This is a genomic window from Anaerosalibacter massiliensis (assembly GCF_024623155.1).
Classification (GTDB): Bacteria; Bacillota; Clostridia; order Tissierellales; family Sporanaerobacteraceae; genus Anaerosalibacter; species Anaerosalibacter massiliensis.
Map to the genome: position 1 here is coordinate 431,691 of NZ_JANJZL010000002.1, position 15,514 is coordinate 447,204.

Annotated in this window: 32 protein-coding genes; all 32 read right to left on the reverse strand. The window is 33.5% G+C overall.

The genetic code is table 11. The annotated features are described in order from the left end of the window. Nucleotides 1–88: 88 nt before the first annotated feature. On the reverse strand, nucleotides 89–430 hold the full coding sequence (gene rplQ, locus NSA23_RS05145; RefSeq protein ID WP_042679510.1) for a 50S ribosomal protein L17: 342 nt from the start codon (nucleotides 428–430) through the stop codon (nucleotides 89–91). A gap of 25 nt (nucleotides 431–455) precedes the next feature. Next, the gene (locus NSA23_RS05150) at nucleotides 456–1,403 is read right to left on the reverse strand and encodes a DNA-directed RNA polymerase subunit alpha (protein ID WP_042679512.1); all 948 of its coding nucleotides are present in this window, start codon (nucleotides 1,401–1,403) and stop codon (nucleotides 456–458) included. Nucleotides 1,404–1,472: 69 nt separating this feature from the next. After that, nucleotides 1,473–2,096 (reverse strand): 30S ribosomal protein S4, encoded by a 624-nt coding sequence (rpsD, locus tag NSA23_RS05155; protein WP_042679514.1) that lies wholly within the window; start codon nucleotides 2,094–2,096, stop codon nucleotides 1,473–1,475. A gap of 20 nt (nucleotides 2,097–2,116) precedes the next feature. Further along, nucleotides 2,117–2,518 (reverse strand): 30S ribosomal protein S11, encoded by a 402-nt coding sequence (rpsK, locus tag NSA23_RS05160; protein WP_042679516.1) that lies wholly within the window; start codon nucleotides 2,516–2,518, stop codon nucleotides 2,117–2,119. Nucleotides 2,519–2,536: 18 nt separating this feature from the next. Beyond that, nucleotides 2,537–2,902: a 30S ribosomal protein S13 gene (gene rpsM, locus NSA23_RS05165; RefSeq protein WP_042679518.1), complete on the reverse strand. Its 366-nt coding sequence runs from the start codon at nucleotides 2,900–2,902 to the stop codon at nucleotides 2,537–2,539. A 64-nt stretch (nucleotides 2,903–2,966) separates the two neighbouring features. Next, nucleotides 2,967–3,080, reverse strand: a complete 114-nt coding sequence (gene rpmJ, locus NSA23_RS05170; protein WP_042679521.1) for a 50S ribosomal protein L36 — start codon at nucleotides 3,078–3,080, stop codon at nucleotides 2,967–2,969. Between the two features lie 16 nt (nucleotides 3,081–3,096). Next, nucleotides 3,097–3,315 (reverse strand): translation initiation factor IF-1, encoded by a 219-nt coding sequence (gene infA, locus NSA23_RS05175; RefSeq protein WP_042679523.1) that lies wholly within the window; start codon nucleotides 3,313–3,315, stop codon nucleotides 3,097–3,099. Nucleotides 3,316–3,350: 35 nt separating this feature from the next. After that, a complete protein-coding gene (locus NSA23_RS05180) occupies nucleotides 3,351–3,632 on the reverse strand; it encodes a KOW domain-containing RNA-binding protein (protein WP_042679525.1) in 282 nt (93 codons plus the stop codon). A 73-nt stretch (nucleotides 3,633–3,705) separates the two neighbouring features. Further along, nucleotides 3,706–4,347 carry an adenylate kinase gene (locus NSA23_RS05185; RefSeq protein WP_042679526.1) on the reverse strand — a complete coding sequence of 214 codons (642 nt, stop codon included), beginning with the start codon at nucleotides 4,345–4,347 and terminating at the stop codon, nucleotides 3,706–3,708. 18 nt (nucleotides 4,348–4,365) lie between these two features. Further along, nucleotides 4,366–5,640: a preprotein translocase subunit SecY gene (secY, locus tag NSA23_RS05190; RefSeq protein WP_042679528.1), complete on the reverse strand. Its 1,275-nt coding sequence runs from the start codon at nucleotides 5,638–5,640 to the stop codon at nucleotides 4,366–4,368. Continuing rightward, a complete protein-coding gene (gene rplO, locus NSA23_RS05195) occupies nucleotides 5,641–6,084 on the reverse strand; it encodes a 50S ribosomal protein L15 (protein WP_042679531.1) in 444 nt (147 codons plus the stop codon). Nucleotides 6,085–6,116: 32 nt separating this feature from the next. Then, a complete protein-coding gene (gene rpmD, locus NSA23_RS05200) occupies nucleotides 6,117–6,293 on the reverse strand; it encodes a 50S ribosomal protein L30 (protein WP_042679532.1) in 177 nt (58 codons plus the stop codon). Between the two features lie 12 nt (nucleotides 6,294–6,305). Beyond that, entirely contained in the window at nucleotides 6,306–6,812 is a 507-nt protein-coding gene (rpsE, locus tag NSA23_RS05205; RefSeq protein WP_042679534.1) for a 30S ribosomal protein S5, read from the reverse strand. A 15-nt stretch (nucleotides 6,813–6,827) separates the two neighbouring features. Next, nucleotides 6,828–7,196 carry a 50S ribosomal protein L18 gene (rplR, locus tag NSA23_RS05210; RefSeq protein ID WP_042679535.1) on the reverse strand — a complete coding sequence of 123 codons (369 nt, stop codon included), beginning with the start codon at nucleotides 7,194–7,196 and terminating at the stop codon, nucleotides 6,828–6,830. A gap of 15 nt (nucleotides 7,197–7,211) precedes the next feature. Next, nucleotides 7,212–7,751 (reverse strand): 50S ribosomal protein L6, encoded by a 540-nt coding sequence (rplF, locus tag NSA23_RS05215; RefSeq protein ID WP_042679536.1) that lies wholly within the window; start codon nucleotides 7,749–7,751, stop codon nucleotides 7,212–7,214. Nucleotides 7,752–7,789: 38 nt separating this feature from the next. Next, nucleotides 7,790–8,185 (reverse strand): 30S ribosomal protein S8, encoded by a 396-nt coding sequence (rpsH, locus tag NSA23_RS05220; RefSeq protein ID WP_075052102.1) that lies wholly within the window; start codon nucleotides 8,183–8,185, stop codon nucleotides 7,790–7,792. Nucleotides 8,186–8,216: 31 nt separating this feature from the next. Then, complete coding sequence (locus tag NSA23_RS05225; RefSeq protein WP_042679539.1) at nucleotides 8,217–8,402, reverse strand: type Z 30S ribosomal protein S14; 186 nt, start codon at nucleotides 8,400–8,402, stop codon at nucleotides 8,217–8,219. 18 nt (nucleotides 8,403–8,420) lie between these two features. Beyond that, nucleotides 8,421–8,963, reverse strand: a complete 543-nt coding sequence (gene rplE, locus NSA23_RS05230; RefSeq protein WP_042679540.1) for a 50S ribosomal protein L5 — start codon at nucleotides 8,961–8,963, stop codon at nucleotides 8,421–8,423. A gap of 29 nt (nucleotides 8,964–8,992) precedes the next feature. Then, the gene (gene rplX, locus NSA23_RS05235; protein WP_042679542.1) at nucleotides 8,993–9,304 is read right to left on the reverse strand and encodes a 50S ribosomal protein L24; all 312 of its coding nucleotides are present in this window, start codon (nucleotides 9,302–9,304) and stop codon (nucleotides 8,993–8,995) included. A gap of 15 nt (nucleotides 9,305–9,319) precedes the next feature. Continuing rightward, entirely contained in the window at nucleotides 9,320–9,688 is a 369-nt protein-coding gene (gene rplN / locus NSA23_RS05240) for a 50S ribosomal protein L14 (RefSeq protein ID WP_042679544.1), read from the reverse strand. Between the two features lie 27 nt (nucleotides 9,689–9,715). After that, nucleotides 9,716–9,970, reverse strand: coding sequence for a 30S ribosomal protein S17 (gene rpsQ, locus NSA23_RS05245; RefSeq protein WP_042679546.1), 255 nt, complete (start codon nucleotides 9,968–9,970; stop codon nucleotides 9,716–9,718). A gap of 6 nt (nucleotides 9,971–9,976) precedes the next feature. Further along, nucleotides 9,977–10,183, reverse strand: a complete 207-nt coding sequence (rpmC, locus tag NSA23_RS05250; protein WP_042679548.1) for a 50S ribosomal protein L29 — start codon at nucleotides 10,181–10,183, stop codon at nucleotides 9,977–9,979. Beyond that, complete coding sequence (rplP, locus tag NSA23_RS05255) at nucleotides 10,173–10,616, reverse strand: 50S ribosomal protein L16 (protein WP_042679550.1); 444 nt, start codon at nucleotides 10,614–10,616, stop codon at nucleotides 10,173–10,175. Before rplP ends, rpmC begins: the two co-directional genes overlap by 11 nt. 33 nt (nucleotides 10,617–10,649) lie before the next feature. After that, entirely contained in the window at nucleotides 10,650–11,357 is a 708-nt protein-coding gene (gene rpsC, locus NSA23_RS05260; RefSeq protein WP_042679552.1) for a 30S ribosomal protein S3, read from the reverse strand. 17 nt (nucleotides 11,358–11,374) lie between these two features. Further along, nucleotides 11,375–11,710, reverse strand: coding sequence for a 50S ribosomal protein L22 (gene rplV / locus NSA23_RS05265; RefSeq protein WP_042679554.1), 336 nt, complete (start codon nucleotides 11,708–11,710; stop codon nucleotides 11,375–11,377). A 21-nt stretch (nucleotides 11,711–11,731) separates the two neighbouring features. Continuing rightward, nucleotides 11,732–12,016, reverse strand: a complete 285-nt coding sequence (gene rpsS / locus NSA23_RS05270) for a 30S ribosomal protein S19 (protein ID WP_042679556.1) — start codon at nucleotides 12,014–12,016, stop codon at nucleotides 11,732–11,734. 33 nt (nucleotides 12,017–12,049) lie between these two features. Next, nucleotides 12,050–12,880 carry a 50S ribosomal protein L2 gene (gene rplB, locus NSA23_RS05275; RefSeq protein ID WP_042679558.1) on the reverse strand — a complete coding sequence of 277 codons (831 nt, stop codon included), beginning with the start codon at nucleotides 12,878–12,880 and terminating at the stop codon, nucleotides 12,050–12,052. A gap of 28 nt (nucleotides 12,881–12,908) precedes the next feature. Next, the gene (gene rplW, locus NSA23_RS05280; RefSeq protein ID WP_075052103.1) at nucleotides 12,909–13,202 is read right to left on the reverse strand and encodes a 50S ribosomal protein L23; all 294 of its coding nucleotides are present in this window, start codon (nucleotides 13,200–13,202) and stop codon (nucleotides 12,909–12,911) included. Then, nucleotides 13,202–13,825, reverse strand: a complete 624-nt coding sequence (gene rplD, locus NSA23_RS05285) for a 50S ribosomal protein L4 (protein ID WP_042679561.1) — start codon at nucleotides 13,823–13,825, stop codon at nucleotides 13,202–13,204. The genes rplW and rplD overlap by 1 nt, the downstream gene beginning before the upstream one ends. A 25-nt stretch (nucleotides 13,826–13,850) precedes the next feature. Then, nucleotides 13,851–14,483 carry a 50S ribosomal protein L3 gene (gene rplC / locus NSA23_RS05290; protein WP_042679563.1) on the reverse strand — a complete coding sequence of 211 codons (633 nt, stop codon included), beginning with the start codon at nucleotides 14,481–14,483 and terminating at the stop codon, nucleotides 13,851–13,853. A 57-nt stretch (nucleotides 14,484–14,540) separates the two neighbouring features. After that, nucleotides 14,541–14,864 carry a 30S ribosomal protein S10 gene (gene rpsJ, locus NSA23_RS05295; RefSeq protein WP_042679565.1) on the reverse strand — a complete coding sequence of 108 codons (324 nt, stop codon included), beginning with the start codon at nucleotides 14,862–14,864 and terminating at the stop codon, nucleotides 14,541–14,543. 309 nt (nucleotides 14,865–15,173) lie between these two features. Further along, nucleotides 15,174–15,514: EF-Tu C-terminal domain-related protein (locus NSA23_RS05300; RefSeq protein ID WP_476726958.1), on the reverse strand; the 341-nt coding region annotated here is incomplete at its 5' end.

Consider the following 15,514-nt stretch of genomic DNA (forward strand, 5'->3'; position numbering starts at 1 on the left):
AATAACATAAGAATTTTTAGGAATCAATGAATTTAGGAAACTTAAATAGTTAAAAGGGACTAAGTTATAAAACTTAATCCCCCACTATCTACAACAATTCTATTATCGCCATTTCTGCACCGTCTCCTCTTCGTGGACCCATCTTTAAAACTCTTGTGTATCCACCTTTTCGTTCAGAGTATTTCGGTGCAATTTCATCAAACAACTTTGTTACTACATCTTCATCATATATATATGCTAAAACTTGCCTTCTCGCATGTAAATCTCCTCTTTTTCCAAGAGTGATCATTTTTTCTGCCATTCTTTGCGTCTCTTTTGCTCTAGCATGTGTTGTTTCAATTCTACCATATTTAAATAATTTAGTCACTTGATTTCTTAGCATCGCTTTTCTGTGATCTGTAGGGCGACTAAGTTTTCTTAATTGAGCCATTCTCTTATCCCTCCTTCACTCCTAGTTATTCATCGCTTTTTCTTAGACTTAATTCTAATTCAGCTAATTTATTTTTAACTTCTTCAAGGGATTTCTTACCCAGATTTCTTACTTTCATCATATCTTCTTCAGTTCTTTGAGTTAATTCATCTACTGTATTTATTCCTGCTCTCTTTAGACAATTATAACTTCTTACTGAAAGATCAAGTTCTTCAACAGTCATTTCAAGTACTTTTTCTTTTTTATCTTCTTCTTTTTCAACCATTATTTCTACATCATTTACATGTTCGGTTAGATCTATGAATAGATTTAGATGTTCAGTAAGTATTTTTGCACCAAGAGATGTAGCTTCATCTGCCTTCATTGTTCCATTAGTCCAAACTTCTAGTATAAGTTTATCGTAGTCTGTTATCTGTCCAACTCTTGTGTCTTCTACAGTAAAATTAACTTTTTTTACTGGAGTAAATAGCGAATCTACTGGAATCATTCCTATTGGCTGGCCTTCTTTTTTATTTCTCTCTGCTGTTACATAGCCTCTACCTTTTACCATTTCTAATTCCATATAAAGTTCTCCATCTTCATTTATAGTAGCTATATGAAGATCTTCGTTAAGTATTTCTACATCTGGACCAGTTATTATATCCCCAGCAGTTATTTCCATTGGGCCTTCAGCTTCTATTCTCAATGTTACTGGTTCATCAGAATATATTTTAGCTGCAAGATCTTTAATATTTAATATTATTTCTGGAACATCTTCCAATACTCCTGGAATAGTACTAAATTCGTGGAGAACTCCTTGAATCTTAATTGACGATACAGCTGCACCAGGTAGTGAGGAAAGAAGAACCCTTCTTAGGCAATTGCCTAATGTGGTTCCATAACCTCTCTCCAATGGCTCTAAGGTAAACTTTCCATAGCTTTCGTCATCACTTAATTCAATAATTTCTATTTTTGGCTTTTCAATTTCAATCATTAACAATAACCCTCCCCATATTTAAATATTTCAAGATTCCGAGGGCAACTGATTCTAAATAATAAGTCATTATTTGGAATACAACTCAACTATTAAGTGTTCTTCGATTGGTAGGTCTACTTCTTCCCTTGATGGTTCAGATACTATTCTACCCTTTAACTCTTCAGGACTTACTTGAATCCATTTCACTGTAGTACCTCTGTGTTCTTCTATCATTTCTTTAAATCTAGAACTACTCTTACTTCTTCCTTTTACTTCTATTTCATCCCCTACTTTTACTAAATAGGATGGTATATCTACTTTTTTGCCATTTACAGTGAAATGTCCATGAGTAACAAGTTGTCTCGCCTCTGCTCTAGAAGCAGCATAGCCCATTCTATATACTACATTATCAAGTCTTGATTCCAATATTTTAAGCAGATTCTCACCTGTAATTCCCTTCATCTTATCTGCCATATTAAAGTATTTCAGCATTTGTGATTCTTGTATACCATAATATCTACGAACTTTTTGTTTTTCTCTTAATTGTAATCCATACTCAGTTATTTTTTTCCTTGATTGCCCATGTTGACCAGGAGCATAATTTCTTTTTGCTACTGGACATTTATCTGTATAACATTTATCTCCTTTAAGATAAAGTTTTTGTCCTTCTCTACGACATAATCTACAAACAGGACCTGTATATCTTGCCATTATTTAGCACCTCCTATTAATTAAACTCTTCTACGTTTTGGTGGTCTACAACCATTATGTGGAATAGGTGTTACATCCTTGATTAGATTAACTTCTAATCCTGTTGCTTGAAGAGAACGAATAGCTGCTTCTCTTCCAGCACCTGGCCCTTTAACATATACTTCTACAGTTTTAAGACCATGTTCCATAGCTTTCTTTGCTGCTTCTTCAGCTGCTTGTTGTGCTGCAAAAGGAGTAGATTTTTTTGAACCTCTAAACCCTAATTGTCCAGCACTTGCCCAAGATAGAACATTTCCTTGAGTGTCTGTAAGTGTTACTACTGTATTATTAAAAGTAGATTGAATATGAGCTTGGCCTCTCTCTATATTCTTACGTTCTTTTTTTCTTCTTATACGAGTTTTAGCGCCTTTTTTAGTTGCCATTTAAAATCCCTCCTTTTCCTATCTACTCTTTTTAATTGTAGATTTGTTTGGACCCTTTCTAGTCCTTGCATTAGTTTTTGTTCTTTGCCCTCTTACTGGCAATCCTCTTTTATGTCTAACACCTCTATAACAATTAATTTCTTTTAATCTCTTAATATTCATTGCTGTTTCTCTTCTCAAATCACCTTCGACAGCATACTCATCTACAGTACTTCTTAATTTAGCTATTTCTGATTCAGTTAAATCTTTAACTCTAGTATTTCTATCTACACCTGCTTTTTCCAATATTTCATTGGATCTTGATCTGCCTATACCAAATATATAAGTTAAACCAATTTCTATTCTTTTATCTCTTGGTAGGTCAACACCAGCAATTCTAGCCATTGATCTTTACACCTCCTAATATGCTCTTATAAATATATATCAAAGTTTTACAATATGTTTTAAACTATCCTTGTCTTTGCTTATGCTTTGGATTTTGGCAAATAACCATTACTTTCCCTTTTCTTCTTATTACTTTGCATTTTTCACACATCTTCTTAACTGATGGTCTTACCTTCATTCCAATCCCTCCTATGCTACTTTTTTCGCCATGTAATCCTTCCTCTTGTCAAATCATATGGTGACAACTCAACAGTAACTTTATCGCCCGGGAGTATTCTTATAAAATTCATTCTTAATTTACCAGATATATGTGCAAGTATTTCATGCCCATTTTCTAATTCTACTTTAAAAATAGCATTTGGTAGAGCATCTATTACCGTCCCCTCTACCTCTATAATATCCTTTTTAGTCATTCGGTTATCGAACCTCCTATTCAACAAACCAAAATTTATAATTTCATATTGAAAGGTTCTAATAATTTCCTTATATAGGCGTTGTTTATTTTGGTTCTATTTTTAACCTTTTCTTTTAGTTCTGGCATTATTGTATTATAAATAATTAAATGTTTAACTTTTTTCTTTTTAGGATTATCTAATTTCCTAATATCTCCATCTACAATATATACATACTCATCATCAATTATATCCAAAACTAAAAATATATTACCTTTATCTCGACCAGCTCTTGACTTAACCACTTGACCTATGGTTATGTCGCTAGTTGAATCCATTCACTTCACCTCTTTATGGTGTTTTGTAAACTATCTACCGGTTGGAGAAAGGCAAAGCCTTTCTCATATATAATTATCCTAAAGATTTAACAATATCTTTAAATACTCCTCCAATACTTTGCTTTCCATCTACACTAAATATTATACCTTTTTTAGTATAATAATCTATTAATGGGCTAGTTTCTTTTAAATAAACTTCTATACGTCTAGAAACTGTTTCTTCTGTATCATCATCTCTTTGATAAAGTTCGCCATCACATATATCACATTTACCTTCTTTTTTTGGAGGGTTAAACTCTATATGATAAGTGGCACCACATTCTTTACAGATTCGTCTTCCTATTGCTCTTTTTATTAGTTCGCTACTTTCTACTTCTATATTGATTACATGGTCTAATTTTAATTTCATATTTGCAAGCTCTTCGTCTAATGCTTCCGCTTGATTTACTGTTCTTGGAAAACCATCTAGAAGAAAACCATTTTTACAATCATCTTCTAATAACCTGTCTTTTACAATAGAAACAACAAGTTCATCTGGAACTAATTGTCCCTTATCCATGTACGCCTTTGCTTTTTTTCCAAGGTCCGTACCTTCTTTTATATTAGATCTTAAAATATCTCCCGTAGATATATGGGGAATATTATATTTTTCAATAATAGCTGAAGCCTGAGTTCCTTTTCCTGCTCCAGGTGGCCCTAACAAAACCAACCTCAAGAAAATCATCTCCTAATATTATTTTAAGAATCCTTCATAATGTCTCATAAGCATTTGTGCTTCTATTTGTTTTACGGTTTCTAACGCAACTCCTACAACTATAATTAAAGCTGTTCCACCAAAGTTTACATTTAATTTAAATATAGAAGACAGAATTATTGGCAAAGATGCTATTGCCGCTAAAGATATAGCTCCAACAAATGTAAGTCTTGAAACAACTTTGTTCAAGTATTCGGATGTTGGTCTTCCAGGCCTTATTCCTGGAATGAATCCACCATATTGCTGTAAATTCTGTGCATATTCTACTGTATTAAATTGTATTGCAGTGTAGAAATAAGTAAAGAATATTATAAGAAGAATATTCAATATGGAATATACCCATGCTCCTACTCTTCCACCAGGTGTTAGATACTTAGTTATCCAATCTGATGGTGCTCCCTTAAAAAATAATGCTAATGTTTGAGGGAATGCCAAAAGGGATGTAGCAAAAATAACTGGTATTACTCCTGCCATTGAAACCTTAATAGGAATATGTGTACTTTGTCCTCCATACATTTTCCTTCCAACAACTCTCTTTGCATATTGAACTGGGATTCTTCTTTCTCCTTCTTGCAACACTATAACTACCCCTATAATCACTATAGCAAATACTACAAATAGTATTAGCCCAATAATGCTTGCTGATCCAGCTTTATATAAACCTATCATTTTCTTTACTTCACTGGGTATTCTTGAAATAATACCTACAAATATAATTAAGGAAATTCCATTTCCTATTCCTTTGTCAGTAATTTGCTCTCCAAGCCACATTAAAAATGCAGTACCTGCTGTTAAAGTAATAATTACTATTGCAACAGGTAAAAAACTCTTTGATATTAGAGCATTATTGAAGAAACCAATAGTTATGCCTATTGCTTGAATTAAGGCTAGTATTACTGTACCATAACGAGTCATTTGTGCTATTTTCTTTCTGCCTTCTTCTCCTTCTTTAGCCATTTCTTCTAATCTAGGAATAGCTATAGTCAAAAGTTGTATAATAATTGAGGCAGTTACATATGGATAAATATTTAATGCAAATATACTAAAGTTACTAAAAGTTCCTCCAGCCATCATATCTAAAAAATCTAATACTCCACCTTGAGATCTTTCAAATATGTCTTTTATTACTGCTTTATCCATTCCAGGTACAGGGATACTAGAACCCAGCCTAAATACTAAAAGCATAAACAAGGTAAATATCATTTTCTTTCTAATATCCGGAATTCTCCATGCATTTTTTAGCGTTGAAAGCATCTAAATCACCTCTACCTTTCCCCCTGCAGCCTCTATTTTTTCAGCAGCAGATTTGCTAAATTTATGAGCTTTTACGGTAAGTTTCTTCTCTAAATCTCCATCCCCTAATATCTTAACCCCATCATTTAATTTCTTAACTAATCCTTCGTTTAATAATAACTCTGGTGTTACAACGGTATTTTCATCAAATCTATCTAAATCTCTAATGTTTACAATTGAATATTCTTTTGCAAATACATTTGTAAATCCTCTCTTTGGAAGTCTTCTAAATAAAGGCATTTGGCCTCCTTCAAAACCTGGTCTAACTCCACCACCTGAACGAGCATTTTGGCCTTTATGTCCTTTTCCAGAAGTTTTACCTAGGCCTGAACCAATTCCTCTTCCTACTCTCTTTGTTGCTCTTTTTTTCGCACCTTCACTAGGCTTTAGATCATGTAGTTTCATAGGTACACCTCCTCTTTTATTATCTTCCAATTCTATTCTACTACCTCAACCATATGTTTTACTTTTTCAATCATACCTCTTATTTGAGGAGTATCTTCTTTTTCTACAATTTGACCAATCTTTTTTAGTCCAAGGGCTTCTACTGTCCTTTTTTGGCTTTCAATTTTTCCAATATTGCTTCTAACCAATTTAATTTTAATTTTAGCCATATTTAATACCCCCTAACCTGTTATTTCATCTATTGATTTTCCTCTTAATTTCGCTACATCTTCCGCTTCTTTAAGTTCTTTTAGCCCTTCCATAGTTGCATTTACTATGTTTCTAGGGTTACTAGTACCTAGTGATTTAGTTCTTATGTCTCTAATACCTGCCAACTCACACACAGCACGTACAGCACCACCAGCAATAACTCCAGTACCTTCTCTTGATGGCTTAAGAAGTACTTTCCCTGCACCAAATTCACCTAATATTTCATGTGGTATTGTAGTTCCTACGAGAGGAACTCTTATTATATGTTTACGTGCATCTTGTATAGCTTTTCTTATAGCTTCTGGTACTTCTAGAGCTTTTGCCATTCCGACTCCTACATGACCGTTTTCGTCTCCAACAACTACTAATGCACTAAATCTAAAGTTTCTACCACCCTTAACTACCTTAGCTACACGATTTATACTTACGACTCTCTCTTTTAAATCTAATTCACTTGGTTCAATATATGAACGTTGCATTTATTCCCCTCCTTTCTAAAATTTCAATCCAGCTTCTCTTGCACTATCTGCAAGTTCTTTTATTCTTCCATGATAAATATGGCCGCCTCTATCAAATATTACCTGGCTAATCCCTTTTTCTTGGGCTCTCTTAGCTACTAGTTCACCTACAAGTTTTGCTGCTTCCTTATTGCTTGTATTGTCTACTTTTTCCTTTATTTCTTTGTCTAATGTTGAAGCTGAAACAATTGTATTGCCTACAGTATCATCTATGACTTGAGCATAAATATGCTCTAAACTTCTATAGACATTTAATCTTGGTCTTTCAGGAGTACCAGTTAATTTTTGTCTAGTTCTCATATGCCTCTTTTTTCTTTCTTCGTTCTTATTTCTTTGCTTAAGCAACTATATCACTCCCTTCTATTTACCAGTTTTACCAACTTTACGTCTAACCATTTCGCCTTCATATCTTATACCTTTACCTTTATATGGCTCAGGTTCTCTTAATGATCTAATTACAGCTGCATAGTTTCCTACTTTTTGTTTGTCTATTCCTTTAACTATTATCTTACTTTGTTCTGGTACTTCTACCGTAATCCCTTCTGGATCTTCCATTTCTATAGGATGGGAATATCCTAAATTTAGTACAAGTTTTTTACCTTGCTTTTGTGCACGATATCCAGTTCCTTGAATTTCCAATGTCTTGGAAAACTCTCCTACAGCTCCGTCAATCATATTTGATATAAGACTTCTAGTTAATCCATGTAAAGATTTATGTTTTTTGTTTTCACTTGGACGACTTACTATTATTTTATCTTCTTCTATTTTTATGTCCATTTCTTTGTTCAATTGTTGTTCAATTTTGCCCTTAGGCCCTTTTACTTCAATAAAGTTATTATCATCTATTTTAACTTCTACTCCATTTGGAATAGCTATTGGGTTAAATCCTATTCTTGACATAAGTGCACCTCCTGTCCTTTCAAATTACATATGATATATTACCAAACGTAACAAAGAACCTCTCCGCCTACTTTTTCTTTTCTAGCTTCTTTGTCTGCCATAATACCTTTTGAAGTTGAAAGTATCGCTATACCAAGCCCTCCTAGAACTCTAGGAATTTCATTGTTTTTAACATATACTCTCAAACCAGGTTTAGATATTCTCTTTATTCCGCTAATAACCTTCTCACTATTGTTTCCATATTTTAACTGAACTCTTATAAGCCCTTGCTTTTCATCATCTATTACATCAAAATTCTTTATAAAACCTTCATTCAATAGTATTTGAGCTATATCCTTTTTAATATTTGATGCTGGAATATCTACAGTTTCATGTCTTGCATTGTTGCCATTTCTAATTCTTGTAAGCATATCTGCAATTGGGTCAGTCATCATAATAAGCTACCTCCTTTCAACACATTACTTACTACCAGCTAGCTTTTTTAACACCAGGAATTTGTCCCTTATATGCTAATTCTCTAAAACAAATACGGCAAATACCATATTTTCTTAAATACGCATGAGGTCTTCCACAAATTTTACACCTATTATATTCTCTAGTACTAAACTTTTGTTTTCTCTTTTGCTTAGCTACTTTTGATTTCTTAGCCAAAATATCTCCCTCCTTACTTTACTTTTTAAAAGGCATACCCATAGCTTCTAAAAACGCTTTTGCCTCTTCATCAGTTTCAGCAGTAGTTACAATCACTATATCAAGGCCTCTTATAGCTTCTACATTGTCATATTCGATTTCAGGGAAGATCAATTGTTCCTTTATTCCAAGAGCATAGTTACCTCTACCATCAAATGCTATAGGGCTAACTCCTCTAAAGTCTCTAACTCTTGGTAGTGATATATTCATTAATTTATCTAAAAAGTCATAAGCTCTTTCTCCTCTTAAAGTGACCTTAGTACCAACAGGCATTCCTTGACGAACTTTAAAGTTTGCTATTGATTTTTTAGCTTTTGTAACAACAGGTTTTTGTCCAGAAATTAAACCTAATTCTTCTACTGCACTCTCCAATAGTTTAGGATTTTCTTTTGCTTCTCCAACTCCCATATTTATTACTATTTTATCCACTTTAGGTACTTCCATCACACTACTATATTGGAACTTTTCCATTAAAGCTGGAACAACTTCATTTAAGTATTTTTCTTTTAATCTGGAAGTCATATCTGCTACCTCCTTTCAATTGTCCATTATTAGTCTAATTCTTCTCCACATTCTTTACAAACTCTAACCTTTTTTCCATTTTCTAAAAATTTATATCCAATTCTTACGCCTTTTTTATCTCTATCACAATAGTACATAACATTTGAAACATCTAAAGGTCCCTCTTGGTTAATTATACCGCCTTCTTGCATTGGACCTGTAGATTTTTGATGCTTTGTAAGCATATTTACACCTTCAACTATTACTCTATTTTTCTTAGGAAGAACAGTTAAAACCTTTCCTTTTTTCCCTATGTCTTTTCCAGATATAACTATTACTGTATCTCCACTTTTAATTTTCATAGCATACACCTCCTCTTATAATACTTCAGGTGCTAATGATATAATCTTCATATAGTTTCCACTTCTTAACTCTCTAGTTACAGGACCAAATATACGAGTCCCTACTGGTTGCTTATCATCTTTTATTATAACAGCTGCATTTTCATCGAATTTAATATAGCTTCCATCATTTCTTCTAACACCTTTTCTGGTTCTAACTATAACCGCTTTTACTATCTCACCTTTTTTAACAACACCTCCAGGTGTTGCACTTTTAACAGAACAAACTACCGTATCTCCAATATTGGCATACCTTCTATTAGATCCTCCTAGTACTTTAATAACTAGAAGTTCTCTTGCTCCTGAGTTATCAGCCACCTTAAGATGACTTTCTGTTTGAATCATGAGATTACCTCCTTTCACACCTAGGGACTATTTTGCCTTTTCAATTATACTTACAAGTCTCCAGTTTTTATCTTTGCTCAATGGTCTAGTTTCCATAATCTTAACTACATCTCCAACTTTGCATTCGTTGTTTTCGTCATGAGCTTTAAATCTTGTAGTTCTTTTAATTTGTTTCTTGTATATAGGATGTGTAACAAATGTTTCTACTGCTACCACTACTGTCTTATCCATTTTATCACTTACAACACGACCTACTCTTTGTTTTCTATTTCCTCTCTCCATTTGGAACTAAACCTCCTTTCCTATCCCTAGTTCTCTTTCTCTTGCTATAGTTTTTACACGAGCAATATCTTTTCTTACAGCTTTTATTCTCTTTGGATTATCAAGCTGGCCTGTAGCTAATTGAAATCTCAAATTGAATAATTCGCTTTTCAATTCTAATAATCTACTATCTAATTCTTTATCTGTTAGTTCGCGAATTTCATTAGCCTTCATTAGCTTCACCACCCTTTTCCTCTCCATCTTCACGAGTGACAAACTTCGTCTTTATAGGTAATTTATATGATGCCAGTCTCATAGCCTCTCTTGCTACATCTTCAGAAACTCCACCCATTTCAAATAGTATTCTTCCTGGTTTTACAACTGCAACCCAATATTCTGGTGCTCCTTTACCTGAACCCATACGAGTTTCAGCTGGTTTCTGAGTTACTGGTTTATCTGGAAATATTTTTATCCAAACATTTCCGCCTCTTTTTACATATCTAGTCATAGCTCTTCTGGCAGCTTCTATTTGATTTGAAGTAATCCATGCTGGTTCAAGTGCTTGTAAACCATATTCTCCATAAGTTATTTTATTACCACGATTAGCTTTACCTTTCATTCTTCCTCTATGAACTCTACGGTACTTAACCCTTTTAGGCATTAACATTTTACCTTCCTCCTTCCTACAAATCTATTTAAACTATTTATTTCTTTGGTTATTTCTTATATTCCTTTTATTATCTACATTAGATTCTTTCTCTTCTTTATCGCCCTTCTTAGTAGGAAGAACCTCTCCTTTATATAACCATACTTTAACCCCTATTTTACCATAGGTTGTATCAGCTTCTGCAAATCCATAATCAATATCTGCCCTTAATGTTTGTAGAGGTATAGTTCCTTCATTATATCCTTCAGTTCTTGCCATATCTGCTCCACCAAGTCTTCCAGATACTAATGTTTTAATACCCTTTGCTCCTGCTCTTCTTGATCTTTGAATAGCTTGTTTCATAGCCCTTCTAAAAGCAATTCTTCTTTCAAGTTGAGAAGCAATATTTTCCGCTACAAGTTGAGCATCTAATTCTGGTATTTTAACTTCTTCGACATTTACTATTATATTTTTTCCTGTCATTTTTTCTAATTCTTTTCTTAAAGATTCTACACCTTTACCGCCTTTACCTATAACCATTCCTGGTTTAGCTGTATAGACAGAAATTTTAATTCTATTTGCAGCCCTTTCTATTTCAATATTTGAAATTCCTGCAATGAACATTTTATCTTTTATATATTTACGAATTTCATAATCTTCTATTAGCAAATCGCTAAAATTATTTTTATCTGCGTACCATTTAGAATCCCAGTCCTTAATGATACCAACTCTTTGCCCATGTGGATTTACTTTTTGACCCATTGACTATCCCTCCTTTTCTATTCTCTTTCCTTAACTACGATGCCTATATGACTCGATCTTTTGAGTATAGGATAAGCTCTTCCTTGAGCTCTAGGTCTCCATCTTTTCATAGTTGGTCCATCGTTGGCATAAGCTTCCGCTACATATAGATCATCTCTATCTAAACCAAAATTATTTTCCGCATTTGCAATAGCAGAATTTAAAACTTTTTGAAGTTCTTTCGCACCTTTTTTAGGTGTGAACTCTAATATTGCAAGAGCATCTTCTACATCTTTGCCTCTTATTTCTTTAGCAATGTAGTTTACCTTTAAAGGTGATATTCGTATATATTTTGCTATAGCTCTAGCTTCCACCCTAAACTCCCTCCTTTAACTTTATTTTAATGTAGTTGATTGTTCAGTCCTCTCTCCATGCCCTTTAAATACTCTAGTTGGAACAAATTCTCCTAATTTGTGGCCGACCATATCTTCAGTTATATATATAGGCACATGTTTTCTACCATCATGAACTGCTATAGTATGACCTACCATTTGAGGAAAAATTGTTGAACGACGTGACCAAGTTTTTATTACTTTCTTTTCATTTTTATCATTTAACACTTCAATTTTCTTCAATAAATGGTCATCGCAAAATGGCCCTTTTTTTAAAGATCTACCCATGAATATTCCTCCTCTCCTTATGCTATATTCAAACTATCTAGACCTTCTTCTAATAATATGTTCATTAGACTTTTTATTCTTCTTTCTAGTTTTATAACCAAGAGTTGGTTTACCCCATGGTGTTACTGGACTAGGCATACCAATAGGTGTTCTACCTTCTCCACCTCCGTGAGGGTGATCATTTGGATTCATAGCACTACCTCTAACTGTTGGCCTAATTCCTAAATGTCTACTCTTTCCTGCTTTTCCTATAGTTATATTTTCATGTTCAACATTTCCTACTTGACCAATAGTTGCTTTACAATCCAATCTAATAAGCCTAGTTTCTCCTGAAGGAAGCTTTACCATTCCATATGAACCTTCTTTACCCATAAGTTGTGCTTCTGCTCCTGCAGTTCTGACAAGTTGTGCGCCTTTACCAGGCTTTAACTCTATATTATGGATAGTAGTTCCTACAGGTATATATCTTAATTGCAATGCATTACCAGTCTTAATATCTGCATCTTGACCTGATTCTATTTCATCTCCTACTTTTAATCCATTAGGAGCAATAATATATCTCTTTTCTCCGTCAGCATAGTAAATAAGTGCTATATTTGCAGTTCTATTTGGATCATATTCAATTGCAGCAACTTTTCCTGGTATACCATCTTTATTTCTTTTAAAATCTATGATTCTGTATTTTCTTTTAGCGCCGCCGCCTCTATGGCGAACAGTTATTTTCCCATGAGTATTTCTTCCAGCTTTTCTATTTGACTTAGCAACTAATGACTTTTCAGGTTTCTTCTTGTTTATATCTTTAAAACTTGTAACTGCCATATGTCTAATAGCTGGTGAAGTAGGTTTGTATTTTTTAATACTCATTATTATTCCCTCCTTCTACTATTATTTTCTATTCCATTCCTTCAAAGAATTCAATTCCTTTGCTATCTTCAGTAAGTGTAATAATTGCCTTTTTCCAGCTAGGTCTTCTACCTACATGGACTCCCATTCTCTTTTCTTTGCCCATCATATTTATAGTATTTACCTTATCTACCTTTACATCAAATATTTCTTCTATAGCACTCTTAATTTGATTTTTATTTGCCTTTTTATCCACTACAAAAGTATATTTTCCATCCGCCATAGCGTCCATACTTTCCTCTGTTATTATAGGCTTAACAATTATATCGTGTGGAATACGCACTATGCATACACCTCCTCCACTTTTCTTACAGCATCTTTTGTTATGATGAAGGAATCATATTTTAAAATATCATATACATTTAAAGTATTCGCTATTGTAGTTTCAACATTAGGAATATTTCTAGCTGATTTGATTATATTTTCATTTGATTCACTCATAACAATTAAAGCTTTTTTGCTGGCTTTAATATTATTTAATAAATTAACAATTTCTTTAGTTTTAGGTTCTTCTATATTCAATTCATCTAATACTATAATCTCATCATTCAATACTTTTGAAGTAAGAGCACTTTTCATAGCAAGTTTTCTCACTTTCTTAGGTACTCTATAGCTATAATCTCTTGGCTTTGGTGCAAATGTAACACCGCCACCTTTCCAATGAGGGGCCCTTATACTACCTTGTCTAGCTCTACCAGTACCTTTTTGTCTCCAAGGCTTCCTTCCTCCACCTCTTACTTCTGTTCTAGTTTTAACTGATTGAGTTCCTTGTCTTTTGTTTGCAAGATGATTTTTAACCATTTCATGTACAGCAGTTTCATTTATCTCTACATTAAATATATCATCTTTTAAATCTATCTCTTCAACCTGTTCTCCCAATATATTGTACACTTTAACTTTTGGCATAGGGTTTCCTCCTTTCTAGCAAAACTTATTTAGATACTTTGACACTTTCCTTTATTGTAAGTAGTCCACCTTTAGGGCCTGGTATTGCTCCTTTTATTAATAACAAATTCTTTTCAGCATCTACTTTTACTACTTCTAAGTTTTGAATTGTTACTTTTACATTTCCCATATGACCAGCTAACTTCTTACCTTTAAGCACCCTTCCTGGATCGGCAGCTGCTGCCATAGCACCAGGTGCTCTGTGATATTTAGAACCGTGAGTTTCTGGTCCTCTACCATAACCATGTCTCTTTATTGGTCCTTGGGTTCCTTTCCCCTTTGACACTCCACTAATATCTACTCTATCTCCTGATTCAAACATATCTGCTTTAAGTTCTTGACCTATTTCATATTCATCTGAGTTTTCAACTTTAAATTCTCTTAAATATTTTTTATATTCTACTTGCGCTTTATCAAAATGACCTTTTGAAGGTTTGTTCATTCTATTTTCTTTAACAGAGCCATAACCTACTTGAATAGAATTATATCCATCTGTTTCTAAAGTCTTCTTTTGAACAACTTCTACTGGTCCCGCTTCAACTACTGTAACCGGAATAACCACACCATGTTCATCGAATATTTGAGTCATCCCTATTTTTCTACCTAAAATTCTTTTCATCCTTTTTGCACCTCCTAAGTCTTACAGCGGATTACATATTGTAATCGTACTAAGATATTATAGCTTTATTTCAATATCTACGCCTGCTGGTAAATTAAGTTTCATTAAAGAGTCAACAGTTTTTTGATTTGGATTCAATATATCAATTAGACGTTTATGTGTTCTTTGTTCAAATTGTTCCCTTGAATCCTTATATTTATGAACTGCCCTAAGTATTGTAACAACTTCCTTTTCAGTTGGTAATGGCACTGGACCTGAAACAGTAGCTCCTGTTCTCTTTGCAGTTTCTACAATTTTCTGAGCTGAAACGTCTAAAAGTTCATGATCATAAGCTTTTAATCTAATTCTTATTTTTTGCTTTCCATTTCCTTTGTTTGACATGTAATTCCCTCCTTCTATCGCATGTTATTTACATGCGACCAGAATTGCCTATCCACTTAACCAGGTGTGTTGTGATTTTTTTATAAGGTTAAGTCTGACAATTCAAGTCGCCCAGTTTGCAACCGGACATTCTCAGTGAAAATTTCCTGATAACAGCAACCTTTCACCTCATCGCAATGTCAAAAATTACACACTCCTATATTTTATAGTATATTAACAAAAAACTCAAGTATTTTTTTGCATTTTTTAATTTTTTTATCTATTAGACATTAAAGGAAGGGTACTTGCCCTTCCTTTAATATTTTCATCTTATGCAATAATATTAGTAACAACTCCAGAACCTACTGTTCTTCCACCTTCACGAATTGAAAATCTTAATCCTTCTTCTATAGCTATTGGTGTTATTAGTTCAATTGTGAATTTAGCGTTGTCTCCAGGCATTACCATTTCTGTTCCTTCTTCTAATTCTATATTCCCTGTTACATCTGTTGTTCTGAAATAAAATTGTGGTCTATATCCATTAAAGAATGGTGTATGTCTTCCACCTTCTTCTTTTGTCAATACATATACTTCAGATTCAAATTTTGTATGTGGTGTTATACTTCCTGGAGCTGCTAATACTTGACCTCTTTCAATCTCTTCTCTTTGAA